Below are 26,069 nucleotides of genomic sequence, written 5' to 3' on the forward strand. Positions count from 1 at the left end.
CACGGAGCGGGGTGCGCTGGGCCGGATCGGCCTGGCGCACCCCGTTTTTCAGATCTCGGTCGCGCGCTTGCCGACGCCTGCGGTCATCGCGGCGAAACCGGCGCGCAGATGCTTGCCCAGGGCGAGTTCGACGACCGGGCTGAGCCAGCCGGCCAGGGTGAACCGCGACTCGTAGCGGGTGCGGTTCGGGCCGAGCGCGACCACGGTGTGCGAGCGCAGGCTGTGCAGGGCGCCCAGCGGCACCGGCTTCATCGCGTAGCTGAACTCCGCGCCGGGGGTGTGGGTGCGGATCCACTCGCGCTGCGGGCGGCGGTTGGGGCCGAGCTGCACCTGCATGTCGATGGGCGAGCCGGGCTCCAGGGTGGTCGCCGCCTCGTAGCAGAAGGTGTTCCATTCGCCGTAGCGGTCGAAATCGGTGAGCACCTGCCACACCGTCTCGGCGGGGGCGTCGATCTCGATCGTTTCGTCGATAGTGAGGGCCATGCGGAAAAACTAGGACATGTTCTAGTTTTCGGCAACCAGGTCAGCCCAGCCGCCTGCGGCGCTTGCGCAGCGCGTCGATGATGACCGCCGAGGCCGCCGTCACCGCGAACAGTCCGAGCACCGTCCTGGCCAGCGGCCAGAGGTTCGGGCGGTCGGCCGGGTCGGTGGTCGCGAAGACGTTCTCGACCACCGGGGCGCCGTACTCCTGCCTGCGCGAGTTCACATCGACCGCGGTGAACGCGATATCGGCCATCACCCCGCAGCGGGCCCGGGAGAACTCGTCGTCGCGCAGCTCACAGGCCGCGTGGATGCGCCGGTTCAGCGCCGCGTCCACCGAGCGCCGCGCCCACGGGCCCAGCGGTTCGTCGACCCGTTCGGCGTAGCGGAGCATGTCGTAGCCCAGGTCGTGGGCCTTGCACGCGGGGCCGAACTCGGCGGGCAGCGTCACCGGGGAGGAGCAGCTGCCGTTCGGGTTGACCAGCAGCCCGTCCTGCTGGGCCGGGTCGTAGCCGAACTTGTAGCCGAAGTCGCGGGGGATCAGCGCGGTGGCGTCGGGATCGTCGTCGGTGAGCGCGCGCACCACCGCGGCGGCGGCCGCGTTCTCGGTGTCGGCACCGGGCGTGGTGCCCATCGCGCCGGGCGCCGACATGACGACGGCGGCGGCCATCGCCAGCCCCGCGGTGCACAGGGCGACCCCGCTGCGGCGACGGTGCGGGGCTTCGGCCGGGATGTCGGTGGTCGACGAGGCGGAGGCGGCGGAGACGGCGGTACGGGCACGGCGAGCGGCGGGTACCGGGCGAAGCGGGGTGTTCATGGCCTCCGACGGTAAGGAGCGGGTCCGGGGGCGGGCATCCCGCTGTGGACCGGTTCTCGGGGCGCGCGGGCGGGTGACCCGGCGCCGGGGTCACACCAGGGTAGGGGGTCCGAAATCGTTCGTGGGTATGAGGTCCGCTCACCGGACGGTTCGTAGGCTCGAGCCATGCCCGGACAACTGCGCCCCGCCGCGCGCCGCATCACCGCGCGAACCTGGTTCGACCTCGCGACGGTGGCGGTCGCGCTGACCCTGTACAGCATCGCCTGGCCGACCCTGTTCGTCACCCACGACGTGCCGGCGGCCCTGGCCCCGCTGCTGTCGGCCATGGCGGTGTTCCCGATCCTGTTCGTGCGGGTCAACCCGGCCCTGGGCTGGGCGATCTCGGCGGGTGCCGCGCTGTTGTTCTCGATCGGGATGTCGCCGCTGCCGGACAACGACCTGCCGTTCCAGGTCGTGCACATCATCGTGCTGTTCGTGTTGCTGTTCGCGGTGGCGCTGCGGGCCGCGGTGCCGATCATCGTGGTGGCCTGGGCCGCGCAGTCGATGCTGTTCGCCACCACCATGCCCGGCTCGGCCGACGGCCCGCTCTGGGGCTGGGTGGTCGGCTTCGGCGCGCTCGCGCTGTTCGGGTACCTGCTGCGCACCGTGGTCGCCTCGCGACGCAAGCTGGAGCGGCAGGAGGAGGTCACCGAACTCGAACGCGCGCGCAGGGCGATCCTCGAGGAGAAGGCGCGCATCGCCCGTGACCTGCACGATGTGGTCGCCCACCACATGTCCATGGTGGTGGTGCAGGCCCAGACCGCGCCCTACCGGATCGACGATCTCGACCCGGCCGCGCGCGCGGAGTTCGAGTCCATCGGCGCCACCGCGCGGACCGCGCTCAACGAGATCCGCGGCCTGCTCGGGGTGCTGCGCAGCGACGGTCAGCTGCCCGAGCACGCGCCGCAACCCCGCGCGGCCGACGTGCCCGAGCTGTGCGCCTCGGCCCAGCGGGCGGGTCTGCCGGTCGAGTGGACCGTGCGGGGTGACCTGGTGACGGTGCCCGAGACGACCGGGCTGACCGTGTATCGCGTGGTGCAGGAGTCGATGGCGAACTCGGCCAGGCACGCGCCGGGCGCGCCGGTGCACGTCGCCGTCGCGGTCGATCCCGGGGTGGTCCTGGTGACCGTGCGCAACGCGGCGGCGGTGGCCGTCGGCGGGCCGGGCGCGGGCGGCGGGCACGGGATCGACGGCATGCGGACCAGGGTGGAGGCGGTCGGTGGTGAACTCGCCGCCGGGCCCACTCCGGACGGTGGCTTCGAGGTGTCGGCGAAACTGCCCACGCCGTAGGCCTCTTCGCATCGTCGGTGCGCCCATTAGGGTGGTCGAGTGGCTATTACCGTTTTGATCGCCGACGACCAGGCGATGGTGCGGCAGGGTTTCGGCGCGCTGCTGGCCGCCCAGCCCGACATCAGCGTCATCGGTGACGCGCCCGACGGCCGGGTCGCGGTGGCCGAGGCCAAGCGGTTGCGCCCCGACGTGGTGCTGATGGACGTGCGGATGCCGGAGATGAACGGTCTCGACGCCGCCCGCGCCATCCTGGCCGCCGGGTTCGACCCGCCGGTCCGGGTGCTGATGCTGACCACCTTCGACATCGACGACTACGTCTACGAGGCGCTGAGCCTGGGCGCGAGCGGGTTCCTGCTCAAGGACGCGCCCGCCGAGGAACTGGTGCGCGCGGTCCGGGTCGTCGCCGACGGTGAGGCGCTGCTGGCGCCGACGATCACCCGGCGCCTGATCGCCGACGTCACCCGCAGGCGCAACACCGTGCGCCCGCCCGCCGCGCCCGCGCTCGGCTCGCTGACCCCGCGCGAACGGGAAGTACTCGAACTGGTCGCCAAGGGACTGTCGAACACCGAGATCGCCGAGGCGCTGTTCGTCGCCGAGCAGACCGTGAAAACCCATGTCTCCAAGGTCTTCTCGAAGCTCGGGCTGCGCGATCGGGCGCAGGCGGTGGTGCTGGCCTATGAATCCGGCCTGGTCGTCCCCGGCTGAGCCGGTGCGCTCAGCGCGGGCAGACGCCGCCGCGCAACTCCGGCAGGTGCCGCGCCAGCAGCAGCGCCATCCGGTCCAGCAGGGCGGTGGTGTCGTCGAAGGTGCCCGAATCCGCTTGCGCGGCAAGGGCGACCGCCAGCTGGCCGCTGCCGACCGGCACCAGCCCGAACTGGCGCACGGTGTAGACGCCGGTGTCGTCGTCGGGGCCCCAGCCGCCCTTGAACTCGGTGCCGTCGAGCTGGCCCAGACCCCAGCCCTGTTCGGGCGTGATCTCGCCCATCAGCTGCCGGACCAGCTCGGTGTGCGGCAGGCAGGGCAGCCGCGAGGCGAACCGGACCTGGTTGGCCAGCGACCATTCGGTGCCGCCGAAGGAGGTGTAGTCGAGTTCGGTGCGCAGGTTCGCCTTGTCGGTGGAGATGTCGCCCGCCTCGTCGAGGACCTCCTGCACGGCCTCGGCGGCCTCCTCGCCGTCGCCGAGGGACTCCCACAGGCCCTCGGCGGCGTCGTTGTCCGACACCGTGATCGCGGCCTCGACCATCTCGAAGATGGACTGGTCCTGATCGTGGCGCAGCGCGGCGACGGCCAGCGGGACCTTGATCGTCGACCAGGCGATGCCGGTGGTCCAGTCGCCGTAGATCGTCATCCGGCCGCCGCCGACCGGCATCAGCGCCATGCCGACCTGGCCCGGCAGCTGGGCCTGCAGCTGGGTGAACTCCGCGGCCAGCGAATCGGGCAGCATGATGGACAGCCCGGGGTGCCAGGCGTCTTCGCTGTTCACCGTGACCGTGGGGGCGCTCACGGCGGTCGGGGTGCCCGGCAGGGCACACGAGGCGGACAGCGCGGCCGAGGCCAGCACCACACACTGCAGCAGCCTGCGACAGGCAGCCGCCTTTCCGGACGACTTCACCACCGAATCCTCCCCACCACCCACTGCGCGTCGGCGCCCTGCTTCGGCGGTGCAAACTACTCGTCGAGCGCGCCCGGACAATACCGGACGACCGTTAGCAAGTTTCACCGATTTTCGGCGAGAATTCGAATGAACGTGGTCACGCCGCTGCGCGGGTGCCATGCTGGTCCGCCACAGGCGCCGGAAGGGGGTCGCAGTGCTCGACATCGGTGAGGTGTTCGCCGGGTTCACCATCGAGCGGATGCTCGGCCAGGGCGGCATGGGCACGGTGTACCTGGCGCGGCATCCGCGCCTGGACCGGCTGACCGCGCTCAAGCTGCTCAATCGCGACCTGTTCGCCGACGAACGGGTGCGCGCCCGGTTCGAGCGGGAAGCCGATCTGGCGGCCGGGCTCGACCACCCCGGCATCGTCACCGTCTTCGACCGGGGGACCGAGGGCGAGCAGCTCTGGATCAGCATGCAGTACGTCGACGGGATCGACGCGGCGACCGTCGATCCGATGGCGCTGCCGCCCGAACGGGCCGTGCAGATCATCGAAGGGGTCGCCGACGCACTGGATTACGCGCACGGCAGGGGCGTGCTGCACCGGGACGTGAAGCCGGCCAACATCCTGCTGGCCCGCTCCAGCGGCGGCCAGGGCGAGCGGGTGTTCCTCACCGACTTCGGCATCGCCCGCCTGCGCGCCGATTCCACCCACCTCACCCAGCAGGGCATGTTCACCGCGACCCTGGCCTACGCCTCGCCCGAACAGATGACCGGCGCCGAACTCGACCACCGCTCCGACCAGTACTCCCTGGCATGCGCCCTGTACTGGCTGCTCACCGGCGTCGCGCCGTTCGACTCGCCCGACCCGAACGAGATCATCCGCGGCACCCTCTACCTCAACCCGCCACCCCTGGCCCTGCGTCGCCAGGGCCTCCCGCCCGCCCTGGACGCCGTTCTCGCCGCCGCCATGGCCAAATACCCCGCGGCCCGCTTCGACTCGTGCGCCGCGTTCGCCAAGGCCGCCCGCCAGGCCCTCACGTCCAACACCCCACCCTCCCTACCCCGCCCCCCGGCCAACACCCCCACCTTCTACCCACCCGCCCCGGCGGGCCCCTACCCACCCCAGACCCCCGGCTACGGCCCCACCCCCGCCCAGCCGATACCGCCCGCCCCCCACCCCGCGTGGCGCCCACCCCACCAACCTCCCGCCCCGCCCCGGGCCCCCGCCCCACCCCCTGCCGGATACGCTGCACCGCACCCTGGTCCGGCCGCCCAGCCGCCCGCTGCGCAGCCTGGTGTTCAGCCGCCTGTGGCGCAGCAAGCGCCGGTTGCGCAACAGGGTGTGCACCCGCCGGTGGTGCAGCAGCCGCCTGCGGCACAACCCGCTGTTCAGCCGCCTGTGGCGCACCAGTCGCCTGGTGCCGGGCAGGTCCCGGCTGCGCAATCGCCTGTGGTGCAGCAATCGCCGGGCGCGCAGCCGTCGGTGGTGCAGCAACCTCCTGTCGCGCAGCAGAGCTCGCAGTCGTCGGCGGTGCAGCAGCCGCCAGTGGCGCAGCACGGCGTCCAGCCGCCCGGTGCGCACCAAGCGTCTGTCCGTCCACATCCACCGGTCGCTGCTTTACCCGGGGCACCACAGATGCCGAGTGCGCAGCCGGGATCGCAGGCACCGGTCGCGGCTCCGGTCCCGAATCATGTTGCTGCTCAGCCACTCTCGACCCAGCCGCCGAGTGGCCCGGTTCCCACCGTGCCACCGGCGCCCGGCGCCCAGTCGGCGGAGCCGCCCGCGGGACAACCACATGGTGCGGATCTGCCTGGCGCGCAGTCACCTTTAGCAGTCGGATCGCCGGGTGGTACGCAGTTCGAGGGCGATCGGGCGAGAGTCGGTGACGAAGGCGGGATTCGGCAGGTGGGGGAGAGCGCCGATGGTGTGTCGGCCGCGGTGCCCGGGGTTGTCGCTGGAGCGGCCGTGCAGTCGTCCGGGAATTCGGCGACGGGCCGTGGCACCGTCGAAGCCGGGGAGCGTTCATCCAGCGAAAGGAACAGCAGCGCTGAGGGTTCCGCTTTTGCTGGGGGACCGCCGGATACCGATTCGGTCGTGACCGATGTGGTGCCGATGCCGGACACCGGGCAGTTGGATACCGCGAACGCGACTGCGCTGACCGAGGTGACGCCGGTTGCGCGCTCGGCGAGCGGCGCGGGCCCGATTCACGAATCAGGCAGCACGCGAGTCGATTCCGGGGCCGCCGCTGGTGCCGGATCGGGCGCTGCGGACGGCCGGTCGATAGGTGGAGCGACAGGGTCGACGCCAGCGGCTGATCGCCCCATGGAGCCGGAGAAGGACCGCGGCGCGGCGATCGACCCGAACCTCGGGCACGGAGGTTCGCCGCAGGGTGTCGAGCAGCGCGGCGCGGCAGGTCATTCCGCGCCGGCCGCCGACGAGCGGAGTACGGCCGAATCCGATCTGGGGCCGGTGGATTCGCGGCAGCAGAGCGTCGCGCAGGACGGTAGAGCGCCGAAAGCGGTGTCGGAACCGCCGATCTCGACAGGCGCTGAGCCGGATGTGACGTCCGGGTCCGGAGAATCGCCACACCTCGGCGTCGCCCCCGGTGGCGGGCCCAATGCGTCGCCGCAGCCGGGTGGCGTGCCGGGTGCATCACCGCGGGCGGGTGCTGTGCCGAGTGGTTCGCCGCAGGCTGGTGGTGTGCCGAGTGGGCCGGCACAGGCTGGCGGTGTGCCCGGTGGGCCGCCGATGGGGCCGCCGCCGGTGGGGCACGGGCCGTGGGTGGGGCCGCGGCGGCCGGTGCGGCGGCGGATGTCGCGGGTGCATCGGTTGGGGTGGTTGTTGCTGGCGGCGTTGGTGTTCGCGCTGGTGGGGTTGCTGGTGGCGTTGGTGGTCGTGGTGCTGCCCGATGGGGACGAGGACGTGGACGCGGCGGGTGGGACGGCCAAGGGGCCGTCGAGTTCGGCGGCGGCGGTGGTGGGGGATGCGTTCGTGGCGAGCAGGCGGGTGTTTCCGGCGCTGGTTCCGCAGGGGGCGGTGGCCGAAGGTGAGGGGTATCGGGGCGCGCGGTGTGTCGCCGTGCGCGGGGTGAGCGAATTGCAGTGGAAAGAGCCCGCGCTGCAGTGGAATCCGATCAGCGCGGGCTGGCAGTGCGAGCGGACCGACAACAGTGCCGGGTCGGTGAGTTACCTGGTGCTGGAGTATCCGACGGCGGCGCAGGCGCGGTCGGTGGTGGAGGCGATGCCCGCGGCGGTGCGGTACCAGGGGAGCAAGGACGGCGTGCCGTTCTCGTTGCGCCGCTGGGTGGTTCCCGACCAGGCCAGCGTGCGTACCCAGACCGCCCACCAGGTCGTGAGCTTCCCCGACGACTCGACCCGCGCGAAATACGTGATCGCGGTGAGCCGCCGGGGCAGCAGCGGCATGGCGGGGGCACCCCGGCCGACCGCCCAGGACGAGGTGATCGCCTGGTGGGAGGAAGTGCCACTGTGACGCTGCGAATTCAGCGGATGGTGCACCGCCACAGCGTCACTCGACTCGCCTGATCGCAGAGCTCTCCGTCGCGGCGTCCTAACTCGGATGACGCCGCGACGGAAAGGAACTCAGTCGACCGCCAGCGCCGCCACGATCGGCATCCGGGCCGCGCGGAAGGCGGGCGGAATGGACCCGAGCAGCGCCAGCCCGAGGGCGACGGCGCCGTAGACCATCAGCAGCGGGCTCGGCCGGTAGGCGATGTCGATCGTCATCGCGTGCCCGATCGCCACGGTCGCCAGGTACTGCACGGCCGCGCCGACGACGAGTCCGATGGCGGCGCCGATGAATCCGATGCCCGCGGCCTCGGCCAGCACCGAGCGCAGCAGGAACTTGCGGTTGGTGCCCATGGCCCGCAGGACGCCGAGTTCGCGGCGCCGCTCCAGGACCGACAGCATCAGCGTGTTGAGCAGCGCCACCGTCGCCACCAGGACGACGATCCACAGGATCATGTTGCTCATCGCCGCGCCCTGCTGCACGCTCGACGAGATGGCGTTCACCGCGTCGGCGCCGCTGTCGATGTGGATCTCCTGCGGCACCGCCGCGCGGACAGCGGCCCGCACCGCGGCCGGGTCGGCGCCGGGCTCGAACTTCAGCGCCAGGATCGTCTCACCGGGCCGCTGGTACCACTCCCGCATCTGATCCAGGCTCATCATCACCACGCCGGACACGGCGGTGAAGTACGGAATCACCTGCAGCACCCGCACGGTCCGCTCACCCGACGGCGTCGGCATGGTGGTCTCGTCGCCGACGGCCAGGTGCATCGACCGGGCCACGTCCCTGGTGATGACGACGCCCTCACCACGGCCGAGCTGATCGATCACGGCCTTGTCGACCGCGCCGAGCCGGGCATCGTCGTAGCTGGGCGGGTAGCCCTGGAGCATGACCCGCCCACTGCCGACCGTCGCGAACGCCATCTGCGCGGGCCGCACGTGCTCGACGCCCGGTATCGCGGCCACCCGCTCGGCGATCTCGGGCGGCAGCACCGGACCGGTCGGGAACTGTTCCACCGGACTGGCACTCACGTAGAGGTCGGCGTCGCCGAGGCTCTGGAACGAGTCGGTGGCGGAGTCGACCATATTGCCCGACGCGCCGCCGAGCGCGACGACGGCCGCGACGCCGATCATCACCGTCATCGCGGTCGCCCAGACGCGGCGCGGCGCCCGCTCCAGGGTGGTGGCGCCGAGCGCGCCGGGGGCACCGAACCAGCGCGCGATGCCCGCGGCGGCGCGCACGATCGGTCCGGTCGCGGCGAAACACAGCAGGACGGCCGCGGCGAAGGAGGTCGAGATCGAGGCGAGCGAGAGCCGGCCGAGATCGAGCGCGGCCAGGGTCACCGCCGCGGCCGCGAAGCCGAGGCCTCCGATCAGGGCGGCCCAGCGCAGCGGCTTGTTCGACGACGCGCCGACCGTGGCCTCCACCGGCGCGAGCGCCTCGACGGGCGCGACCTTGTACACCTGCCTGGCCGCGATCGCCGCCGCCAGCACCGTGGCGATGACACAGGCCGCGATGGCCACGGGCACCGCGTAATTCGGCACCATGAACTCGGTGCGCGCCTCCACCGACTGGACGATCGCGGCGGGCAGGCGCCCGATCGCGAACCGGCCCATGGCCGCGCCGACCGCCGCGCCGATGGCACCGCCGATGAGCCCGAGCAGCGCCGCCTCCACGAGCAGGTCGCGCACCATCGGCCCGCGCTGACTGCCGATCGCGCGCAGCAGCGACAGCGTCGGCCTGCGCTGGGCCACCGCCATGCTCATCGCGTTGTAGATCAGGAACGCCGAGACCATCAGCGCCGCCGCCGAGGACATCAGCGTGGAGTACCGCATGATCTGGATCGCGCCACCCGCCTGCGCGGTCCGCAGGCTGGGCTCGGCGACCACGGCGCGGCCGTCTACCACCGCGGTGAGGTCGGCGCGCAGTTTCGCGATATCGGTGCCGGGCGCGGCGATGATCTGCACCGAGTCCAGCTTGTCGACCCGATCGAGCAGCAGCTGCGCCAGCGGCAGCGGGGCGGCGACCAGGTGACCGCCGTTGAGCCGGTTGCTCGCCTCGTCGTCGAGGACGCCCGCGACGGTGGCGGTGCCCCAGCCGATCGGGACGCTGTCGCCTTCCTTCAGGCCCATCGCGGCACCGACCAGCACGCCCTTCGGCGTGGTGAGCAGCTTGTTGGTGTACTTCGACATCGGCCCGGCCAGGTCGCTGCCGAGGGCGGTGATGGTGGCGTCGGCGCCGATCAGCAGCGCCCGGTCGGGGCCCGCGCCGAGCGTGCTGCGCAGCATCGGCACCGCCTTGGTCACCCCGGGCGTCGCCGCGATCCGGGTGAGCAGCGACTGCTCGAAGCCGGCGTCGGTGATACCGGTGACCTCCAGGACGCCGTCCCCGGCCAGACCCTGGGTGAGCTTGTCGACCGAGCCGGTGACCGAGCCGGAGATGCTGAGCACGGCGACCAGCAGTGCCGCCGACACCGACATCACCGCCGTCGACATGAAGGTGCGACCGGGATGCCGGACCAGTTCACCGATGTTGAACAGCCGCAGGCGATCCCAGAACGCGGCGATCATGCGTCCACCCGCGCCTGGACGATGTCGTCGGCGTCGATGCGGCCGTCGTGCAGGGTGATCACCCGGTCGCAGTGGGCGACCGCGCCCATGTCGTGGGTCACCATCACCACCGAATTGCCCTGTGCGGTGATCTCACCCAGCAGATCGAGGATCGCCGCGCCCGTCTTCGAGTCCAGGTTGCCGGTGGGCTCGTCGGCCAGGATCAGCGGCGGGTCCATGATCAGCGCGCGCGCCACCGCGACGCGCTGCATCTGCCCACCGGAGAGCTCGGCGGGCCGGTGCTGGGCGCGTTCGCCGAGACCGACCAGCTCGAGCAGTTCCAGCGCGCGCGGCTTGGCCTTGCGCAATCCGGTGCCGTCCAGCAACTTCGGCACGGCCACGTTCTCCCAGGCCGACAGCGTCGGCAGCAGGTTGAAGAACTGGAAGACGAAACCGACCTGCTGCAACCGGAACGCGGCCTGCGCGTCCTCGCTCAGATCGCCGATCTCGGTGCCGCGGAACCGGATCGAGCCCTCGTCGGGCCGGTCCAGCGCGCCGAGCAGATGGAGCAGGGTGCTCTTGCCCGAGCCGGAGGGCCCGATGATCGAGGTGAACTGGCCTGCCTCGATGCGCATGCTCACCTCGTCGAGCGCGCGCACCTGCTGATCGCCGACGTGATACTGCTTGACCACCCGCGTCAACTCCAGCATCGGCGGCTGCGGCGAATCGTTGTCCGGCATATCGTGTCCCCCAGGGGTTTTCGGTTGTCGGGAAGTCAGCGCGCGAAGGCGCGGGTACGGGTAGTCTGCACGGTCGTCGCGCGTGCGTCGAGAATTGCCCGTAGCGCCGGCTGCTCGGCGGCCAGTTCCAGATAGGCCTCGACCGCGGAATGTCCCTCGATCTCGGCCTGTTCGAGCTTGGCGCGCAGGTGGTTGTTCCAGCGGTAGGCCAGGGCTTGCAGCAGTCCGTCGGGGCCGCCGAAGAGGCGATCCACCTCGGGGAGACCGGCGAACAGGGTGGGGTCGTCCGGGTCGATCGCTGCCCTGGCGAGCACGGTGTGCACGATCTCGGTGCGTCGATGCTGATCGGTCCAGGTCATGGGCTTCACCTTCCGTGAGCGATGTGGCCAACGCTACGGTCGCGCCGCACCGGAATCGTCGTGCCCGGGACCCGACTTCTCCTCCTACCCCGGTAGGAGGCCGGGCCCGTTCCCGGGACGATGACGAGCCGATGGCCCGGCGGCTAGCCTTACCTCATGGAGGTGAGTCACGCCCTTCCCGCGCATTCGGCGGGCCTGCGCAGTCGCTGGCGGCGACTCGCGAGCCGCCCGCGCGACGGGGTGCGGCGGGCGCTCGACATCTGCCGCGAGCGCATCGAGTCGCTGCCCTACGACTACCCGCCCGCCGTGATCATCGGCGCCGACCTGGCCCTGCTGGTGATCACCGGCGCGGCCGTGATCCAGCGGCACTCCTACTTCCCGAGCCCGCTGCCGCTGATCGCGATGGCCACCGCCTTCCTGCCGATCCCGCTGTTCGCGATCTTCGGGGTGAAGCCGCATCCGGCGCTGCTGAAGGGGTCGGCGCTGCTGTCGACCGGGCTGTTCCTGCTGCAGCCGGTCGATGCCGACTTCGCGCCGTTCGTGCTGGTGATCGTCGCCGGGGAGGTGGCGGCGGTCGCGACGCGCGGGATCACCGTCGGCTTCACCCTGCTGGCGATCCTCGAGCTGGTCGCCTTCGACCTCGCCGGCCACGTGCAGTGGGGTTCGGGCGAGCGGTTGCAGGGACTGCCGATGTATGTGCTCGGCGTGATTCTCGGCGTCTTCGTCGGGGTGCTGCTGCAATATCAGCGCCGTTTCCTCTATCAGGAGCGCGAGAACCAGGCCATTCGCGCCGGTCAGGCGGCCGACGAGGAACGGCGCCGGATCGCCCGCGAGGTGCACGACGTGATCGCGCATTCGCTCTCGATCACCCTGCTGCACCTGACCGCGGCCCGGCGCGCGTTGCAGACCGACGACGACGTCACCGAGGCGGTCGACGCGCTCGTCGACGCCGAACGGCTGGGCCGCCAGGCCATGGCCGACATCCGGCGCACCGTCGGCATGCTCGACACCAGCCCCGCGCAGCTCACCCCCGAGCCCAGCGCCGCCGACATCGACGAACTCGTCGGCGACTTCCGCCGCGCCGGGCTCACCGTCGACTACGACCGCACCGGCGATCTGGCCGTCATCGAGGGCGCCGTCGGGCACGCGCTGTACCGGATCGGGCAGGAATCGCTGGCCAATGTCGCCAAGCACGCGCCCGGCACCCCGGCGACGGTGTGCCTCGACGTCACCACCGAGGCGGCCGTCCTGGTGGTGACCAACGCGATGCCGCTCGGCCCGCCGCCGCGCCGCGACATCGGCATGGGACTGCGCGGCATGCGCAAGCGCACCGAACTGCTCGGCGGCTCGATCAGCGCGGGCGCCGCGGGCGACGGGTGGACGGTGCGCGCGCGGTTCCCGCTCAAATCCGGCGCGTGCGCCACCATCACGGCCATGCTGCCCAGCATGCTCAAGCCCCGACCCCAGGAGGACATGTGACGGCCGCGGCGCCGATCGACAACCCGGTGACGGTGCTCGTCGTCGACGATCAGGAACTGGTGCGCGGTGGACTGCGCCGGATCCTGCGCCGACGCGACGGCTTCACCGTCAGCGAGTGCGCCGACGGTGACGAGGTGGTGGCCGCCGTCGCCGCCGATCGTCCCGACGTGGTGCTGATGGACCTGCGGATGAAGCGGGTCGGCGGCATCGATGCGACGCGGTTGCTGCGGGCCCGCCCGGACGCGCCGCCGGTGCTCGTCCTCACCACTTTCGACGACGACCAATTGCTCTCCGGCGCACTGCGCGCCGGCGCGGCCGGGTTCCTGCTCAAGGACTCACCCGCCGAGGACCTGATCCGCGCGGTGCGCACGGTGGCCGCGGGCGGCGCGTGGCTCGACCCCTCGGTCACCGGCCGGGTGCTCACCGCCTACCGGACCGTCAAACCGAGCGGGACCCGCGCCGATCGACGGCTCGGCGAACTCACCGCACGCGAGTACGAGGTGCTCGAATTGATCGGCCGAGGGCGGGTCAACAGCGAGATCGCCGCCGAACTCGGCATCTCCGAAGTCACCGTGAAAAGCCACGTAGGACACATTTTCGGCAAGCTCGACCTGCGCGATCGCGCCGCCGCCATCGTGTTCGCGTTTGACCACGGCGTGGTGACACCGGGAGAATCCTCCTTCTGACGAGCAGGTCTTCGGGCATGCGAGAAGTGGGAGGCGGACGCTGGTGCAGGCACCTGGGTCACGGACGGGGAGCAGGTTCGGTCCGTACGAGTTGCGGTCGATGCTGGGCAAGGGCGGAATGGGTGAGGTCTACGAGGCCTACGACACCGGCAAGGACCGGGTAGTCGCCCTGAAGTTGCTGGCGCCCGAGCTCGCCCAGGACCCCGCCTATCAGGTCCGCTTCCGCCGGGAGTCCCAGGCGGCGGCCAAGCTGGCCGAACCGCACGTCATCCCGATCCACGACTGGGGCGTGATCGACGGGGTGCTGTTCATCGACATGCGCCTGGTCCCCGGTACCGATCTGCGGTCCGTACTGCACACGGGCGGGCCGCTCAGCCCCGAGCGCGCGGTCGCCGTCGTCGAGCAGATCGCCGCCGCCCTCGACGCCGCGCACGCCGGTGGTCTGGTGCATCGCGATGTGAAGCCCGCCAACATCCTGGTGACGCCCGCCGACTTCGCCTACCTCGCCGACTTCGGCATCGCCCACACCGAGGGCGACAGCGCGGTGACCCAGGCCGGGATGGCCATGGGCTCCTACATCTATATGGCGCCCGAACGCTTCGACGTCGGCCCGATCTCGCATCGTGCCGACGTCTACTCCCTGGCCTGCGTGCTGCACGAATGCCTCACCGGCGCCTCGCCGTTCCCCGCGGCCAGCATGAGCGTGCTGATCCGCGCCCATCTCTCCGAGGCGCCGCCCCGACCCAGCGAGATCCTGCCCGGCCTGCCCACCACCCTCGACGAGGTCATCGCCCGCGGCATGGCCAAGGACCCGGCCGATCGATACCCCAGTGCGGGCGCGCTCGCGGTCGCGGCGCGGGACGCGCTGGCCGCGGCGATGCTGCAGGGCGGTGCGCCGCTGCACACGCCGGGTACTCGCGGTCCCGTCGGCAGCGGACAGTCGCCCTACGGCGCGGCCGGTGCGGCGTTCGGCGCCGCGGCCGCCGCCACCGGTGCTCGTCCGGTGCCGCCCGGCGGTCTGGTCGCGGGTGCGACGACCGGTGGGCGTGCTGTTCCGGGTGCGCCCGCGGGCGCGACGACTGGTGGGCGTGCTGTTCCTGGTGCGACGTCCGGCGGATCCGCTGTTCCCGGTGCGTCGACTGGTGGACGTGCTGTTCCCGGTGCGTCCGCGGGCGCGACGACCGGTGGGCGGGCTGTTCCCGGGGCCACCACCGGGGGACGCGCAGTTCCGGGTGGAACTCCTGACGGTGCGACGACTGGAGGACGAAACGTGTCGAGTGGTGCCGCGACCGGTGGCCGTCCGGCTTCCGGCGGAACGCCCGCCGGGCCGACGGCCGGTGGACGCGCCGTCCCCGGCGCGCCGGGGGAGGACGCCCAGGAGCCCGCGCCGACGCCGACCGGTGAGTTCCGGGTCGTCGGCGCGGTGACCGCGACCGGCGGCATCGAGACCTCGCGCAGCCAGACCAGCGCGACCGGTGCGCAGCCGACGCTGATCATCCGTCCGCCCGCGGCCGCGCCCGGCCCCGCCGAGACCACCGGGTTCCATCGCATCCCGGTCGAGGGCACCGGCGAGATCTCCATTCCCGCGGTGATCCAGCCGACCGGTCCCGCCGAGATCCGTGTCGCCGACACCCATTTCACCCCGCTCCCGTCGGCGGACGAACCGCCTGCGCCGGAGCCCCCGCCCGCCTACACCCCGGACCAGGGCCTGCCGAAGATGCGCCCGTTCCCGGACGCGCACCTCTACGGCGGTGCCCAGCCCGGCGACACCTCCGGCCCGGTCCCGGCCCCGCCGTTCCCCGGCCCCGCCGGTTTCGTGCCACCCGACCCCGACCGCCCGGCCCCGCCGCCTCGGCTCGACGCACCCTCGGGCCCGGTCCCGCAGCGTGCCGCCCCGACCCAGCGGTTCGGCGGCGACGGTCCCGTGCCGGAAACCCACGGCCCGTCGAACCCGAACCCCCGTTTCGCGCCGACCCAGCAGTACGGCGACCAGCCTCCGCGATTCGATTCGTCCGACGACCTCTTCGACGACAGCCACGCGAATTCCGGTGCCCGGCAGAGTGACCCAGCGCCCGGCGGATTCGGCCCCGATGGTCAGCGCTTCGACCACCCGGACGCCCGATTCGCTTCCCCCGCAGGATCATTCGACGACGCAGGCTCCACCCCGGCACCCCGCTTCGCGCCGACGCAGAGATTCGACGCCGATCAGTTCGGCCCGGACGCCCGGTTCGGCGGCCCGGCGGATGTCGATCCCGCCGCCCCTGACCGGGACCTGTTCGACGACGGACGGCCCACCCCGGCACCGGGTTTCGCGCCGCCGCAGAGGTTCGACGGCGAGCAGTTCGGCCCGGACGCGATGGGCGCGGGCGGCCTGTCCGGCGCCCCGGCCCGGTTCGGTGGCCCGGCCGACGACACCGATCCACCCGCCCGCTTCGCGGCCCCGACCGAACAGTTCGGTGGCACCCCGGATCGTTTCGGCCCGCCGACCGAGCAGTACGACCCGGCCGATCCGCTGCGCTCCGCGGCGACCCAGCATGTCGGCGGTGCGAACGACCGGTTCGGTCCTCCGATCGACCCGTCCGACGCGCAGCGCTCGGCCGCGACCCAGCATTTCGGCGGCGCTCCGGACGACCGATTCGGTCGCGCCACGGAGCAGTACGACCAGTCGCGACCCGCCACCGCGCAGCGTCCGGGCACGGAGGATCACTTCGGCCCGGCCACCGAGCATTACGATCCGAAGCAGCCGTTCGGCGGCACCCCGGGCGACGGGTTCGGTCCGGCCAACGACCCGACGCGATCGCCCGCGGCGCAACCGTTCGGGGGTGCCCCGGATGACGGGTTCGGTCCCGCCACCGAGCAGTACGACCCGCAGCGGTCGGCGGCCACCCAGCACTTCGGTGGCGATCCGGACGACCGATTCGGTCCCGCCACCGAGCAGTACGACCCGCAGCGGTCGGCGGCCACCCAGCACTTCGGTGGCGCTCCCGACGACCGATTCGGTCCCGCCACCGAGCAATACGACCCGCAGCGGTCGGCCGCCACCCAGCACTTCGGCGGTTCGCCCGACGGCCTGTTCCCCGCGACAGAGCAGTTCGACCCGGCGGGAATCGACGCGCAACGGTCCGCGCCGACCCAGCACTACCAGGGCGGCGCCGACCCGTTCGACGACCAGGATCCGCAGCGGGCCCAGGCGACCCGGCAGTATCGCGGCGGCGCGGCACCGTTCCCCGCGCACCAGGCGCCCGACGATCCGGCGCGCGCGGCCGCGACCCAGCACTACGCTGCGGGCGCGCCGGATGCCTACTCCCAGTACGACGATCCGCACGGCTCCTACGGCGATCACGCCTACCGCGACCCGAACGATCCGTACGGCCCCGACCCGGGCTACGCGCCGGATCCGGCCTGGCAGCAACGGGATTCGGGGCGCAGGCGCTCGCCGTTGCTGCCGATCCTCGTCGGCGTGCTCGCCGTCGTGGTGCTGGCCATCGGCGGCGCGATCGGCTGGCGGCTGATGTCGGCGGCGGACTCGGCGGAGACCACCAGCGCCGCGCCGAGTTCGGCCGCGCCGGGCAGTACCGGCGGTGCCCCGGGGACCACCGCGCCGCGGGCGACCACCGCCGCACCGACCACCTCGGCCGGTCCGGTGACCCTGCCCGCGGGCGCCCAGCCCTGCGAATCCGGTACGGCTGCGGGCGCGTTCGGCAAGGCGGCGGTCGGGACCGCGGTCACCAGCTGCGGCTTCGCCGAAGCGGTCCGGGCGGCCTATGTCAGCGGTGGCACGGCACCGGGTCCGCGACCGGTGGTGGCGGCCAGCCCGGTGACCGGCCGCACCTACACGATGACCTGCACGCCCGAGGGCAAGCTCGTCACCTGCACCGGTGGCGAGAACGCCGTGGTCTACGTCTACTGACCCACGCGGGTCAGCTCGCGGACGACGCCACCGCCACCACGGTGTCACCGAGCCGGGTGATGGTGGCCGGATCACTCCACGACCCGGTGATCGACACACCGTCGGCGACCACGTCGGCACCCGCCGCGCGCAACCGATCCGCCATGTCCTGGTTGACCACCTCACCGGGCCCGGCCGTGATCACCGCGACCGGCTTGCCCGCGATCGCCGGCGCCGGGCCCGACCCCGCGTACGTCAGCCAGGCGATCACGCTCTCGGCCAGCGCGGGCACCGCCGTCGCCTCGTCGGCGAACAGCAGCACGCCGTCGGCCTCCAGTGCCGAGCGGCGCAGCTGGTTGGCGATCAGCGGCCGCCCCTCCTCGGTGTCGAGATCGGCCCGGTAGCCGGGCAGGGTGTCGAGTTCGGCCAGCGTCACCACGTCGACGTCGTTGCGGATCGCGACCCGCTGGGCTTCGGTCGCCAGCTGCGCCGGGGCGGAGTCCGCGCCGGGTGCGGCGACGAGCGCGAGCAGATAGGCCATGGTCGCCCCCACCTACCTGGCCTGCCGGGCGATCTTCTGCGCCGCCGCCTCGATCGCCGCGTCGTCGGCCGCGCTCAGATCGAGGACGCCGATGCCGGTGATCCGGTCGGCCAGCGCGTGGTTCGTCTCCTGCAGCCGCAGCGCGAAATCCTCGGCCACATCGGACTTCCCGGTGCCGTGCCCGAGCAGCACGAACGACGCGGGGCCGATCTCCTCGAGCAGCGCGACGGCGAGATCGTCGAAGTAGCGCAGATACACCTGGTGATCGTCGTGCCCGGTGTGCCGCTCGACCGTGCGCAGATGCCGGGCGACGGGGTCGGCGTTGCGGACGTCGCGCTCGGTGTCGCCGACGCCGGTGGTGTCCAGGTCGAAGTGCAGGATCCGGGCGGTCTCGGCGTCCATCGCGACGGCGAACAGCGATCCGGCGCCCTTCAATTCGGGGTGTTCGGCCAGCAGTTGCCGCGCGTGCTCGATGTCGCCGATGGCGACGCGGCCGTCGTGCGGCCGGTGGAAGACCTCGCGGTGCCCGTTCATCCGCACCGCGAGCCGATCACCCGATTCCTGCTCGACCGCGTCGGCGAGGTCCTCCCACAGGGAGACGAACCGGGTCCATTCGAGGTCGCGGGGCGCCGGATGTCCGGTGATCGCCGCCAGCGTCTTGCGGGTATGCGCGTTCACAGTGTTCTCCTCGGCGGGTCAACTCGATGGTGTGACAGTGACTTTCACGCTCTTCATCAGCGGTTGATCGCTCTCGGTGCTGTAGTCGCCGATCGCGCACAGCACGTTCATCTCCGGCATGTACCCGGCCGCGCAGCCCGGCGGGATGTCGTAGGGGACGACCTTGTACCGGTGCAGCGAGCGGGTCGACCCGTCGCGGGCGGTGCTGGTGATGTCGACCTCGTCGAATTCCTTCAGCCCGCGTTCGCGCATGTCCTCGTCGTTCATGAAGATCAGCGTGCGCAGGTTCTTCACGCCGCGATAGCGGTCGTTGTCGGAGTAGACGCTGGTGTTCCACTGATCGTGGGACCGCTGGGTGGCCAGGGTGAGCACGCCGGGCGGGTTGATGGTGTCGGGCAGGGCCACCGTGGAGAATTCCGCCTTGCCCGACGGGGTCAGGAAGATCAGTTCGCGCGCGGGCTGGCGGATGCGGAAGCCCAGCGGCAGCCGCACCCGGCGGTTGTAGTCCTCGAAGCCGACCAGCGCCTTCGACATCACTTCGCGGATGCGGTCGTAGTCCTCGATGTAGTACTCCCACGGCGTCTTGGTCTGCGGCAGTGTGGCTTTGGCCAGGCCCGCCACGATCGCGGGCTCCGACATCAGGTGTTCGGAGGCGGGCTTGCGAATGCCCCGCGACATGTGCACGACCGCCATGCCGTTCTCCATCGAGGTGATCTGCGGACCGCTGCGCTGCTCGTCGCGCTCGGTGCGCCCGATGCAGGGCAGGATCAGCGCGCGCCTGCCGTGCACGACATGGCTGCGATTGAGCTTGGTGCTGACGTTGACGGTGAAGCCGCACTTCCGATAGGCCTCGAAGGTGTAGGCGGCATCCGGCGCGGCGGCCACGAAATTGCCGCCCATGCCGAGGAAGAACTCGACCTTGCCCGCCTGCATCGCCTGGATCGTGGACACGACGTCGTAGCCGTTCGCCCGCGGTGGGTCGATCTTGCACACCTGGGCCAGCCGGTCCAGGAACTCCGCGCTCGGATTGTTGTCGATGCCGCACGTCCGATTGCCCTGCACGTTGCTGTGCCCACGCACCGGCGACGGGCCCGCCCCCTCACGACCCAGATTGCCGCGCATGAGCAGGACATTGACGATCTCGCGGATCGTGTCGACGCCGTGCTCGTGCTGGGTGATGCCGAGGCACCAGCTCATGACCGTGCGGTCGGCGTCGCAGTAGATGCCCGCGGCCTTGCGGATGTCGCTCTCGCTCAAGCCCGATTGGCGCTGGATCTCGGCCCAGGTGGTGTCCTTCACCTCGCGCACGTAGTCGTCGAACCCGTCGGTGTAGCGCTCGATGAACTCGCGATCGAGCGCCTTGGGATCGGTCTCGGCTTCTTCCAGTACATGTTTGGCGATGCCGCGCATCAGGGCGAAGTCGCCGCCGATGCGGACCTGCAGATTCAGGGTGCTGGTCTTGGTGGCGTGGAAGGTGGCCATGTCGACGAAGTCGTGCGGGATGATCGCCTTGCGCGCGCCCGCCTCGACCAGGGGGTTGACGTGCACGATCTGCGCCCCGCGCTTGTGCGCCTCGGTCAGCGCGGTCAGCATGCGCGGTGCGTTGGACGCCGCGTTGATGCCCATCACGAACAGGGCGTCGGCCTTGTCCCAGTCGTCGATGTCGCAGGTGCCCTTGCCGGTGCCCAGCGACGCTTGCAATGCGCGTCCGCTCGCCTCGTGACACATGTTGGAACAGTCGGGCAGGTTGTTGGTGCCGTACTCGCGCACCATCAGCTGGTAGAGGAAGGTGGCCTCGTTGTTGAGCCGGCCGGAGGTGTAGAACGACGCCAGATTCGGGTCGGGCAGTTCGCGCAGCGTCTTGCCGACCATCTCGAACGCGTCCGGCCAGCTGATCGGGACGTAGCGATCGGTCGCGGCGTCGTAGACCATCGGGTGGGTGAGCCTGCCCTGGTCCTCCAGGTCGAAGTCGCTCCAGGTGGCGAGCTCGCTCACGGTGTGCGCGGCGAAGAACTCCGGGGTGCACCGTTTGTGCGTCATCTCCCAGCTGACGTGCTTGATGCCGTTCTCGCACACGTCGAGCTTGAGGCCGTCGGTCGCGTCGGGCCAGGCGCAGCCGGGGCAGTCGAAGCCGTGCGGGGGGTGGTTCATCTTGAGGATGGCCCTGGTGCCGCTGAGCAACTCGTGCTCCTTGCGCACCATGAAGTTGCTGACGCTCATCGCCGCGCCCCAGCCCGCGGCCGGGTGGTGATAGGGCTTCACTGAGGGCACCGCGTCGCGATCGCCGTTGCTGCTCGGGCCGCTGTCGGGGTCATACGCGGTGTACGGACCGTCAGCCATGACGTGTTCCCTTCGATCGGAAGTGTTCGAAGCCTGTCGGTGCCCGGTTGCGATTCTCTACCGCCGAGGTCACGGATGGGCGTAGGCCCGGTACCGGCCCACCGACATCGAGCGTGTCGCGCGTGGGTCCGAGTGTGCGTCCCCTGGTCCGCCCGCGTCCAAGACCGACTTCCGAGCATCCGATAGGCGGCGCTTATCACCTCAGGTAGTGGCCCGAAAACCGCCTCTCACCTGCAATTTGGTGGTTTGACGCGGGTCGCGGGGTGCGGTGAGGATGGTTCATCGGCGCCGGGGAGACCGCCCCGTGACCGACCTTCGGAGGACCCCTTGCGCACCATCTCGACCCGGGCGCGGCCGGTGATTCGGCGGTTCACCACCGACATCGATCATCTGCCCGCCGCCCGGGTATTCGTCGGCCTCGCCGTGCCCGGTCTGCTGCTCATCGCCGCGGGCCGCACCGACCTGCTCATCTACGCGGTGTTCGGATCCTTCACCGGTATGTATGGTTTCGCCGAGGCGTCGCGGCAGCGGCTGGTCCATCAGTGTGAGGCGGCGGTGCTGCTGGTCGGCGCGGTCGGCGGCGGCATCCTGCTGGCCCGGCTCGACGCCTCGCCCGCCGTCCTGGTCGCCGCGGTGGCGGTGTTCGCCGCGGTCGCCTCGCCGGTCACCGACCGGCTCGGCCTGCGGCCGGAGGGTCCGTTCTTCGGTATCTTCGCCCTCGGCGCGATCGCGATGGTGGCGGGCGCGCAGCCCGATCCGCTCGCGGCGCTGGCGATCAGCGCGGTCACCGCGGCGCTGTGCGTCGTCGTCGGGTATCTGGAGTCCTCCCGGCGGCAGTGGCGGGCCGGCACCTGCGTCCTGCCGGTCGCGATCGCGCCGCACCGGGCCGGGCGCGTCTCGACGGTCCAGGCGGGCCGCTACGCGCTCGCGATCTCGATCGCGGGCGGCATCGGGCTGCTGCTCGGCGTCGGCCACGCGAACTGGGCGATGGCGGGTGCGGCGGTGCCGCTGGCCGCGGCGAACTCCCGCGGCCGGATCACCCGCGGACTGCATCGCGTGGTCGGCACGTTCCTCGGTCTCGCGGTGACCGCCCCGCTGCTGATCCCCGGCCCGAGCCCGGCGATGCTGGGGCTGGCGATCATCGCCCTGCTGTACCCGACCGAGTTGTTCATGGCCCGCCACTACGCGGTGGCGCTCGGGTTCTTCACTCCGCTGATCATGTCGATGACCGAATTGGCCGATCCCACCGATCCGCTGACCATGCTCACCGATCGCGCGGTCGACACGGTGATCGGCGTGGCGGTGGGCGTCGCGGTGGCCCTGCTGATCCGCGAACCGGCGCCCGGCACGCCCCCGACCTCCCTGCCCATGACATGCGAACCGATGCATACTGTCGACATGGCTGACGACAACCAGTGGTACTACTGCATCAAGCACCATAAGGCCGAACAGGGCAAGACCTGCTGGTACGGCGACCGGATGGGCCCGTACCCGGACCAGGCCACCGCCGAGCGGGCGCTCGAGATCGCCAAGGCCCGCAACAAGGCCGCCGACGCCGAGGACGACTGAGCTGCTGTTCCGCCAACTCGAGTACTTCGTCGCCCTCGCCCGCGAACGGCACTTCGCCCGCGCGGCCGCGGCCTGCTACGTCTCCCAGCCCGCCTTGTCCGAGGCCCTGCGCAAACTCGAACACGAGCTGGGAGTCCCGCTGGTCCGGCGCGGGCGGACGTTCGAGGGACTGACCCCCGAGGGCGAACGACTCGTGTTGTGGGCCAGGCGGATCCTGGCCGACCGCGACGCGCTCGAGCACGAGGTGCGCGCGTTGCAGACCGGCCTCACCGGTGACCTGCGGATCGGGGTGATCCCGGCGGCGTCGGGCACCGTCGCCCTGCTGACCGACCCGTTCTGCACCGCGCACCCGCTGGTGCGGATGCGGGTCGAGACCAGCCTGCGCTCGGGCGACATCGTCGCGCGGATCCGGCGTTTCGAACTCGACGCCGGCATCGTCTACGGCGACGGCGTCGACACCGCCGGGCTCACCCGGACCCCGCTCTACGCCGAACGGCAGGTCCTGCTGGCTGGCACCGACCTGCTGGCGGGCCGGTCGGGCGCGATCACCTGGGCCGAGGCGCTCGAGATGCCGATGTGCCTGCTGCACAAGGGCATGCGCGGGCGCGACCTGATCGACGACGCGCTGGTCCGGTCCGGGCTGGTCCCGGCGCCGCAGCTGGAGACCGATTCGGTGGTCTCGCTCCTCGCGCACGTGAGCACCGGCCGCTGGGCCTGCGTGGTGCCGCAGCCCTGGCTGACGATCTTCCCGCCGCCCGCGGGCGTGCGGGTCCTGCGCCTGGACGACCCCGCCGTCACCGCCGGAATCGTGCTCGTCACCCCGGCGGTCGACCCCGGCTCGGTCCTGGTGAAGGCGCTCATCGAGACCGCGCGCACGGCCGGCATCGACGACACCCTGCGCCGCTCGGCGCGGCGGCGCGAGAGCTGAGATCGAGATCGGCTATGAGTAGGTCCGCGTTCGGTACTGTCGCTCGGTATGAGGAACCACCTCGGGATCTCCGCGGTCGGCAGGCTGGTCCGATCGATCCTGATCGGAGCGCTGGTCGGGGTGCTCGCCGGGGTGCTGTTCGGCCGGGGCGTCGCCCTGAGCGGCCTGATCGGGATCACGATGATGGAGCTGTCCTTCGTCGTCGCGGGCTGGCTGGTGCTGTGGCCGATGACCGCCGAGCAGGCCGAGGCGAACGTGCGGCGCGAGGACTTCCAGCCGTTCGTCGAGGAGATCTCGGTGGTGTCCGCGGCGGCGGGCGGGCTGATCGGCATCGTGGCGATCCTGGTGCTCGGCCGGTCGGAGGAGGGGCATGTCGCGGCGGCGACCGCGCTGGCCGGGGTCTTCGCGGCCTGGGCCGCGGTGCATCTGATGTACGCGGCGCGATACGCCTTCCACTACTACGAATCACCAACGGGCGGCATCGATTTCAACTCCGACGCGCCGCCCTCGTACCGCGACTTCCTCTACTTCAGCTACAACCTCGGGATGACCTATCAGGTCTCCGACAACAATGTCACCAGTCCGGTGGTGCGGGCCATCGTGCTCCGGCACTGCCTGCTGTCCTACGCTTTCGGCACGGTCATCCTGGCGACGACGATCAACCTCGTGGTCGGCATCGCGACCGGCTGAGCGAACCCACCGCAACCCGACCGATGGGCACCTCCTGATGAGCAGAGTCACCGCACGGCGCAAGACGATCCGGCTGTCGCCGACCGGACGGATCCAGCGCCCGGACACCCTGGCGGTGGAGGAACCGCTCGAGATCCGCGTCGACGGGCAGTCGCTCACCGTCACCATGCGCACGCCGGGCAACGACATCGACCTGGTGCACGGGTTCCTGTTCGGCGAGGACATCATCGGCTCGGCCGACGACATCGTCACCGCGCGCTACTGCGCGGGCACCGACGACGAGGGCCGCAACACCTACAACGTGCTCGACCTGCGCCTGCGCACGCCGGTGCCGCTGCACACCCGCAACTTCCTCACCACCGGCGCGTGCGGCCTCTGTGGCAAGTCCGCCCTCGACGAGGTGCGCACGCACACCCGCTACCCGATCCCGCACGACACCGCGACGGTGACCACCGACGTCCTGTCCGGCCTGCCCGAACAGCTGCGCGCCGGGCAGAAGCTCTTCGACGCCACCGGCGGCCTGCACGCGGCGGGCCTGTTCACCACCGACGGCACCCTGCTCGCGGTGCGGGAGGACATCGGCAGGCACAACGCCGTCGACAAGGTGCTCGGCTGGGCACTGCGGGAGAACCGGCTTCCGGCGCACGAGCTGATCCTGGTGGTGAGCAGCCGCGCGTCCTTCGAGCTGGCGCAGAAGGCGGTGATGGCGGGGATCCCGATCCTGGCGGCGGTGTCGGCGCCGAGCTCGCTGGCCGTCGACCTGGCGGCCGAGGCGGAGCTGACCCTGGTGGGCTTCCTGCGCGGCGAGACGATGAATATCTACACGGGTGAACATCGTCTGACCTGAGCGTTTCACGGTCGAAGTGGGCGTTCGGCCATACTGCCCAGTACGGTGTCGGGACTGCTACCCCGGCATCGAAGCCCGGGGGGAGTTTAGAAACGAAGATGCTTTACATGATGACGAAAGATCGGCGCACCGTCCGGGTGGTGCTCACCGCGCTGCTCGCGGCCGTCGTGCTGCTCACCGCGGGGTGCGGCACCGGATCGAAGTCCGCGACCCCACCGCGCACGACGACCAGCACCGCCGCCGTCGACCCCGGCGCGGGCGGCGCGGGCGGCAACTTCTCGATCGCGGTGCCCGGCAGCCTGGCCGGCGACTTCAACGTCCTGCAACAGGGTTTCCGCGGCAGCGTGGGACTGGCGGTCATGCCGGTCGGCGGGGACAAGATGGTCACCTTCGGCAACTGGTCCTCCGGTCCGGCCTGGTCGACGATCAAGGTGCCGCTGGCCATCGCCGCGCTCCGCAACAACGCCTCCTACGCCACCGTCGCGACCTCGGCCATCACCGCCTCCGACAACGGCGCCGCCGACACCCTGTGGCAGTCGCTGGGCTCCGGCGCCGCCGCGGCCACCGCCGTGCAGAACGTGCTGCGCGAGGGCGGCGACATCACGACGACGGTGCCGACCACCCGCACCAGGGCCGACGCGTCGGTCTACGGCCAGGCGGAATGGACGCTGGCCGATCAGGTGCGTTTCGCCGCGCACCTGCCCTGCCTGCCGCAGAGCCAGCGCGTGGTCGGCCTCATGCAGCAGATCATCCCGAGCCACCGCTGGGGACTCGGCGCGTTCGGCAGCGCCGAATTCAAGGGCGGCTGGGGTCCCGACCCCGCGGGCAAGTACCTCGTGCGCCAGTTCGGGCTCATCGACTCGCCCACCGGCCGAATCGCGATCGCCTTCGCGGCACAACCGGATTCGGGCTCCTTCAACGACGGCATGACCATGCTGGACAAGATGGCGACCCTGATCTCGGGTCATCTCGGCGAGCTCGCCGGAGGTCACTGCGCCTGAACAGCGCTGGTGCGGCAAGATGAACGC

General features: G+C 71.3%; 20 protein-coding genes. 11 read left to right on the plus strand and 9 right to left on the minus strand.

Translation table 11 applies throughout. The features are described 5' to 3' along the window. Positions 1-48: 48 nt before the first annotated feature. Complete coding sequence (locus ACFVW6_RS30765) at positions 49-483, minus strand: SRPBCC domain-containing protein (RefSeq protein ID WP_357344029.1); 435 nt, start codon at positions 481-483, stop codon at positions 49-51. A 40-nt stretch (positions 484-523) separates the two neighbouring features. Continuing rightward, positions 524-1,297, minus strand: a complete 774-nt coding sequence (locus ACFVW6_RS30770) for a hypothetical protein (protein ID WP_378832329.1) — start codon at positions 1,295-1,297, stop codon at positions 524-526. Between the two features lie 165 nt (positions 1,298-1,462). Between ACFVW6_RS30770 and ACFVW6_RS30775 the strand changes: the two genes are divergently transcribed. Continuing rightward, positions 1,463-2,626: a sensor histidine kinase gene (locus tag ACFVW6_RS30775; RefSeq protein WP_378832326.1), complete on the plus strand. Its 1,164-nt coding sequence runs from the start codon at positions 1,463-1,465 to the stop codon at positions 2,624-2,626. Positions 2,627-2,665: 39 nt separating this feature from the next. Next, positions 2,666-3,331, plus strand: a complete 666-nt coding sequence (locus ACFVW6_RS30780) for a response regulator transcription factor (RefSeq protein WP_355284485.1) — start codon at positions 2,666-2,668, stop codon at positions 3,329-3,331. 10 nt (positions 3,332-3,341) lie between these two features. On the opposite strand, the gene ACFVW6_RS30785 is transcribed toward ACFVW6_RS30780, so the two are convergent. Continuing rightward, positions 3,342-4,238 carry a hypothetical protein gene (locus ACFVW6_RS30785; RefSeq protein ID WP_378832323.1) on the minus strand — a complete coding sequence of 299 codons (897 nt, stop codon included), beginning with the start codon at positions 4,236-4,238 and terminating at the stop codon, positions 3,342-3,344. A 196-nt stretch (positions 4,239-4,434) separates the two neighbouring features. Between ACFVW6_RS30785 and ACFVW6_RS30790 the strand changes: the two genes are divergently transcribed. Then, the gene (locus ACFVW6_RS30790) at positions 4,435-7,713 is read left to right on the plus strand and encodes a protein kinase (RefSeq protein WP_378832321.1); all 3,279 of its coding nucleotides are present in this window, start codon (positions 4,435-4,437) and stop codon (positions 7,711-7,713) included. A 110-nt stretch (positions 7,714-7,823) separates the two neighbouring features. Here ACFVW6_RS30790 and ACFVW6_RS30795 read toward each other — a convergent pair whose 3' ends face one another. From ACFVW6_RS30795 to ACFVW6_RS30805, 3 genes are read right to left on the minus strand one after another with little or no spacing between them, the layout of a single operon-like run. Then, positions 7,824-10,316: an FtsX-like permease family protein gene (locus ACFVW6_RS30795; protein WP_378832318.1), complete on the minus strand. Its 2,493-nt coding sequence runs from the start codon at positions 10,314-10,316 to the stop codon at positions 7,824-7,826. After that, positions 10,313-11,035, minus strand: coding sequence for an ABC transporter ATP-binding protein (locus tag ACFVW6_RS30800; protein ID WP_355282686.1), 723 nt, complete (start codon positions 11,033-11,035; stop codon positions 10,313-10,315). The genes ACFVW6_RS30795 and ACFVW6_RS30800 overlap by 4 nt, the downstream gene beginning before the upstream one ends. A gap of 35 nt (positions 11,036-11,070) precedes the next feature. Beyond that, positions 11,071-11,394, minus strand: a complete 324-nt coding sequence (locus tag ACFVW6_RS30805) for a hypothetical protein (protein WP_378832316.1) — start codon at positions 11,392-11,394, stop codon at positions 11,071-11,073. 156 nt (positions 11,395-11,550) lie between these two features. Here ACFVW6_RS30805 and ACFVW6_RS30810 point away from each other — a divergent pair, with 156 nt between their 5' ends. Genes ACFVW6_RS30810 through ACFVW6_RS30820 form a run of 3 tightly spaced genes read left to right on the plus strand, consistent with a single transcriptional unit; the run spans position 11,551 to position 17,469 of the window. Continuing rightward, a complete protein-coding gene (locus tag ACFVW6_RS30810) occupies positions 11,551-12,873 on the plus strand; it encodes a histidine kinase (RefSeq protein ID WP_357344040.1) in 1,323 nt (440 codons plus the stop codon). After that, a complete protein-coding gene (locus ACFVW6_RS30815; protein WP_365007095.1) occupies positions 12,870-13,559 on the plus strand; it encodes a response regulator transcription factor in 690 nt (229 codons plus the stop codon). Before ACFVW6_RS30810 ends, ACFVW6_RS30815 begins: the two co-directional genes overlap by 4 nt. 43 nt (positions 13,560-13,602) lie before the next feature. Then, entirely contained in the window at positions 13,603-17,469 is a 3,867-nt protein-coding gene (locus ACFVW6_RS30820; RefSeq protein WP_378832312.1) for a protein kinase, read from the plus strand. 10 nt (positions 17,470-17,479) lie between these two features. Here the strand turns inward: ACFVW6_RS30820 and ACFVW6_RS30825 are convergent, their stop codons facing one another. From ACFVW6_RS30825 to ACFVW6_RS30835, 3 genes are read right to left on the minus strand one after another with little or no spacing between them, the layout of a single operon-like run. After that, positions 17,480-17,989, minus strand: coding sequence for an NADPH-dependent FMN reductase (locus ACFVW6_RS30825; protein WP_378832310.1), 510 nt, complete (start codon positions 17,987-17,989; stop codon positions 17,480-17,482). Positions 17,990-18,001: 12 nt separating this feature from the next. Further along, positions 18,002-18,667, minus strand: coding sequence for a hypothetical protein (locus ACFVW6_RS30830; RefSeq protein WP_378832308.1), 666 nt, complete (start codon positions 18,665-18,667; stop codon positions 18,002-18,004). 18 nt (positions 18,668-18,685) lie between these two features. Next, positions 18,686-21,007 (minus strand): FdhF/YdeP family oxidoreductase, encoded by a 2,322-nt coding sequence (locus tag ACFVW6_RS30835; protein ID WP_378832306.1) that lies wholly within the window; start codon positions 21,005-21,007, stop codon positions 18,686-18,688. 327 nt (positions 21,008-21,334) lie between these two features. Between ACFVW6_RS30835 and ACFVW6_RS30840 the strand changes: the two genes are divergently transcribed. The 5 genes from ACFVW6_RS30840 (at position 21,335) to ACFVW6_RS30860 (ending at position 26,042) form a co-directional block, all read left to right on the plus strand. After that, positions 21,335-22,576: an FUSC family protein gene (locus ACFVW6_RS30840; protein WP_378832304.1), complete on the plus strand. Its 1,242-nt coding sequence runs from the start codon at positions 21,335-21,337 to the stop codon at positions 22,574-22,576. A 1-nt stretch (position 22,577) separates the two neighbouring features. Further along, entirely contained in the window at positions 22,578-23,504 is a 927-nt protein-coding gene (locus tag ACFVW6_RS30845; protein WP_378832482.1) for a LysR family transcriptional regulator, read from the plus strand. A 48-nt stretch (positions 23,505-23,552) separates the two neighbouring features. Beyond that, positions 23,553-24,194, plus strand: a complete 642-nt coding sequence (locus ACFVW6_RS30850; RefSeq protein ID WP_357344049.1) for a DUF1345 domain-containing protein — start codon at positions 23,553-23,555, stop codon at positions 24,192-24,194. A gap of 37 nt (positions 24,195-24,231) precedes the next feature. Then, complete coding sequence (gene fdhD / locus ACFVW6_RS30855) at positions 24,232-25,041, plus strand: formate dehydrogenase accessory sulfurtransferase FdhD (RefSeq protein ID WP_378832301.1); 810 nt, start codon at positions 24,232-24,234, stop codon at positions 25,039-25,041. 110 nt (positions 25,042-25,151) lie between these two features. Further along, positions 25,152-26,042 (plus strand): hypothetical protein, encoded by an 891-nt coding sequence (locus ACFVW6_RS30860; RefSeq protein ID WP_378832299.1) that lies wholly within the window; start codon positions 25,152-25,154, stop codon positions 26,040-26,042. The last annotated feature ends 27 nt before the right edge of the window (positions 26,043-26,069 follow it).

It is taken from the genome of Nocardia sp. NPDC058244 (genome assembly GCF_042882065.1).
Lineage (GTDB): Bacteria > Actinomycetota > Actinomycetes > Mycobacteriales > Mycobacteriaceae > Nocardia.

Coding starts and splice junctions, on each gene's coding strand:
- ACFVW6_RS30835 (WP_378832306.1), bottom strand. CDS start 21,007: ATGGCTGACGGTCCGTACACCGCGTATGACCCCGACAGCGGCCCGAGC.
- ACFVW6_RS30850 (WP_357344049.1), top strand. CDS start 23,553: ATGAGGAACCACCTCGGGATCTCCGCGGTCGGCAGGCTGGTCCGATCG.
- ACFVW6_RS30860 (WP_378832299.1), top strand. CDS start 25,152: ATGACGAAAGATCGGCGCACCGTCCGGGTGGTGCTCACCGCGCTGCTC.
- ACFVW6_RS30825 (WP_378832310.1), bottom strand. CDS start 17,989: ATGGCCTATCTGCTCGCGCTCGTCGCCGCACCCGGCGCGGACTCCGCC.
- ACFVW6_RS30770 (WP_378832329.1), bottom strand. CDS start 1,297: ATGAACACCCCGCTTCGCCCGGTACCCGCCGCTCGCCGTGCCCGTACC.
- ACFVW6_RS30810 (WP_357344040.1), top strand. CDS start 11,551: ATGGAGGTGAGTCACGCCCTTCCCGCGCATTCGGCGGGCCTGCGCAGT.
- ACFVW6_RS30775 (WP_378832326.1), top strand. CDS start 1,463: ATGCCCGGACAACTGCGCCCCGCCGCGCGCCGCATCACCGCGCGAACC.
- ACFVW6_RS30805 (WP_378832316.1), bottom strand. CDS start 11,394: ATGACCTGGACCGATCAGCATCGACGCACCGAGATCGTGCACACCGTG.
- ACFVW6_RS30795 (WP_378832318.1), bottom strand. CDS start 10,316: ATGATCGCCGCGTTCTGGGATCGCCTGCGGCTGTTCAACATCGGTGAA.
- fdhD (WP_378832301.1), top strand. CDS start 24,232: ATGAGCAGAGTCACCGCACGGCGCAAGACGATCCGGCTGTCGCCGACC.
- ACFVW6_RS30800 (WP_355282686.1), bottom strand. CDS start 11,035: ATGCCGGACAACGATTCGCCGCAGCCGCCGATGCTGGAGTTGACGCGG.
- ACFVW6_RS30765 (WP_357344029.1), bottom strand. CDS start 483: ATGGCCCTCACTATCGACGAAACGATCGAGATCGACGCCCCCGCCGAG.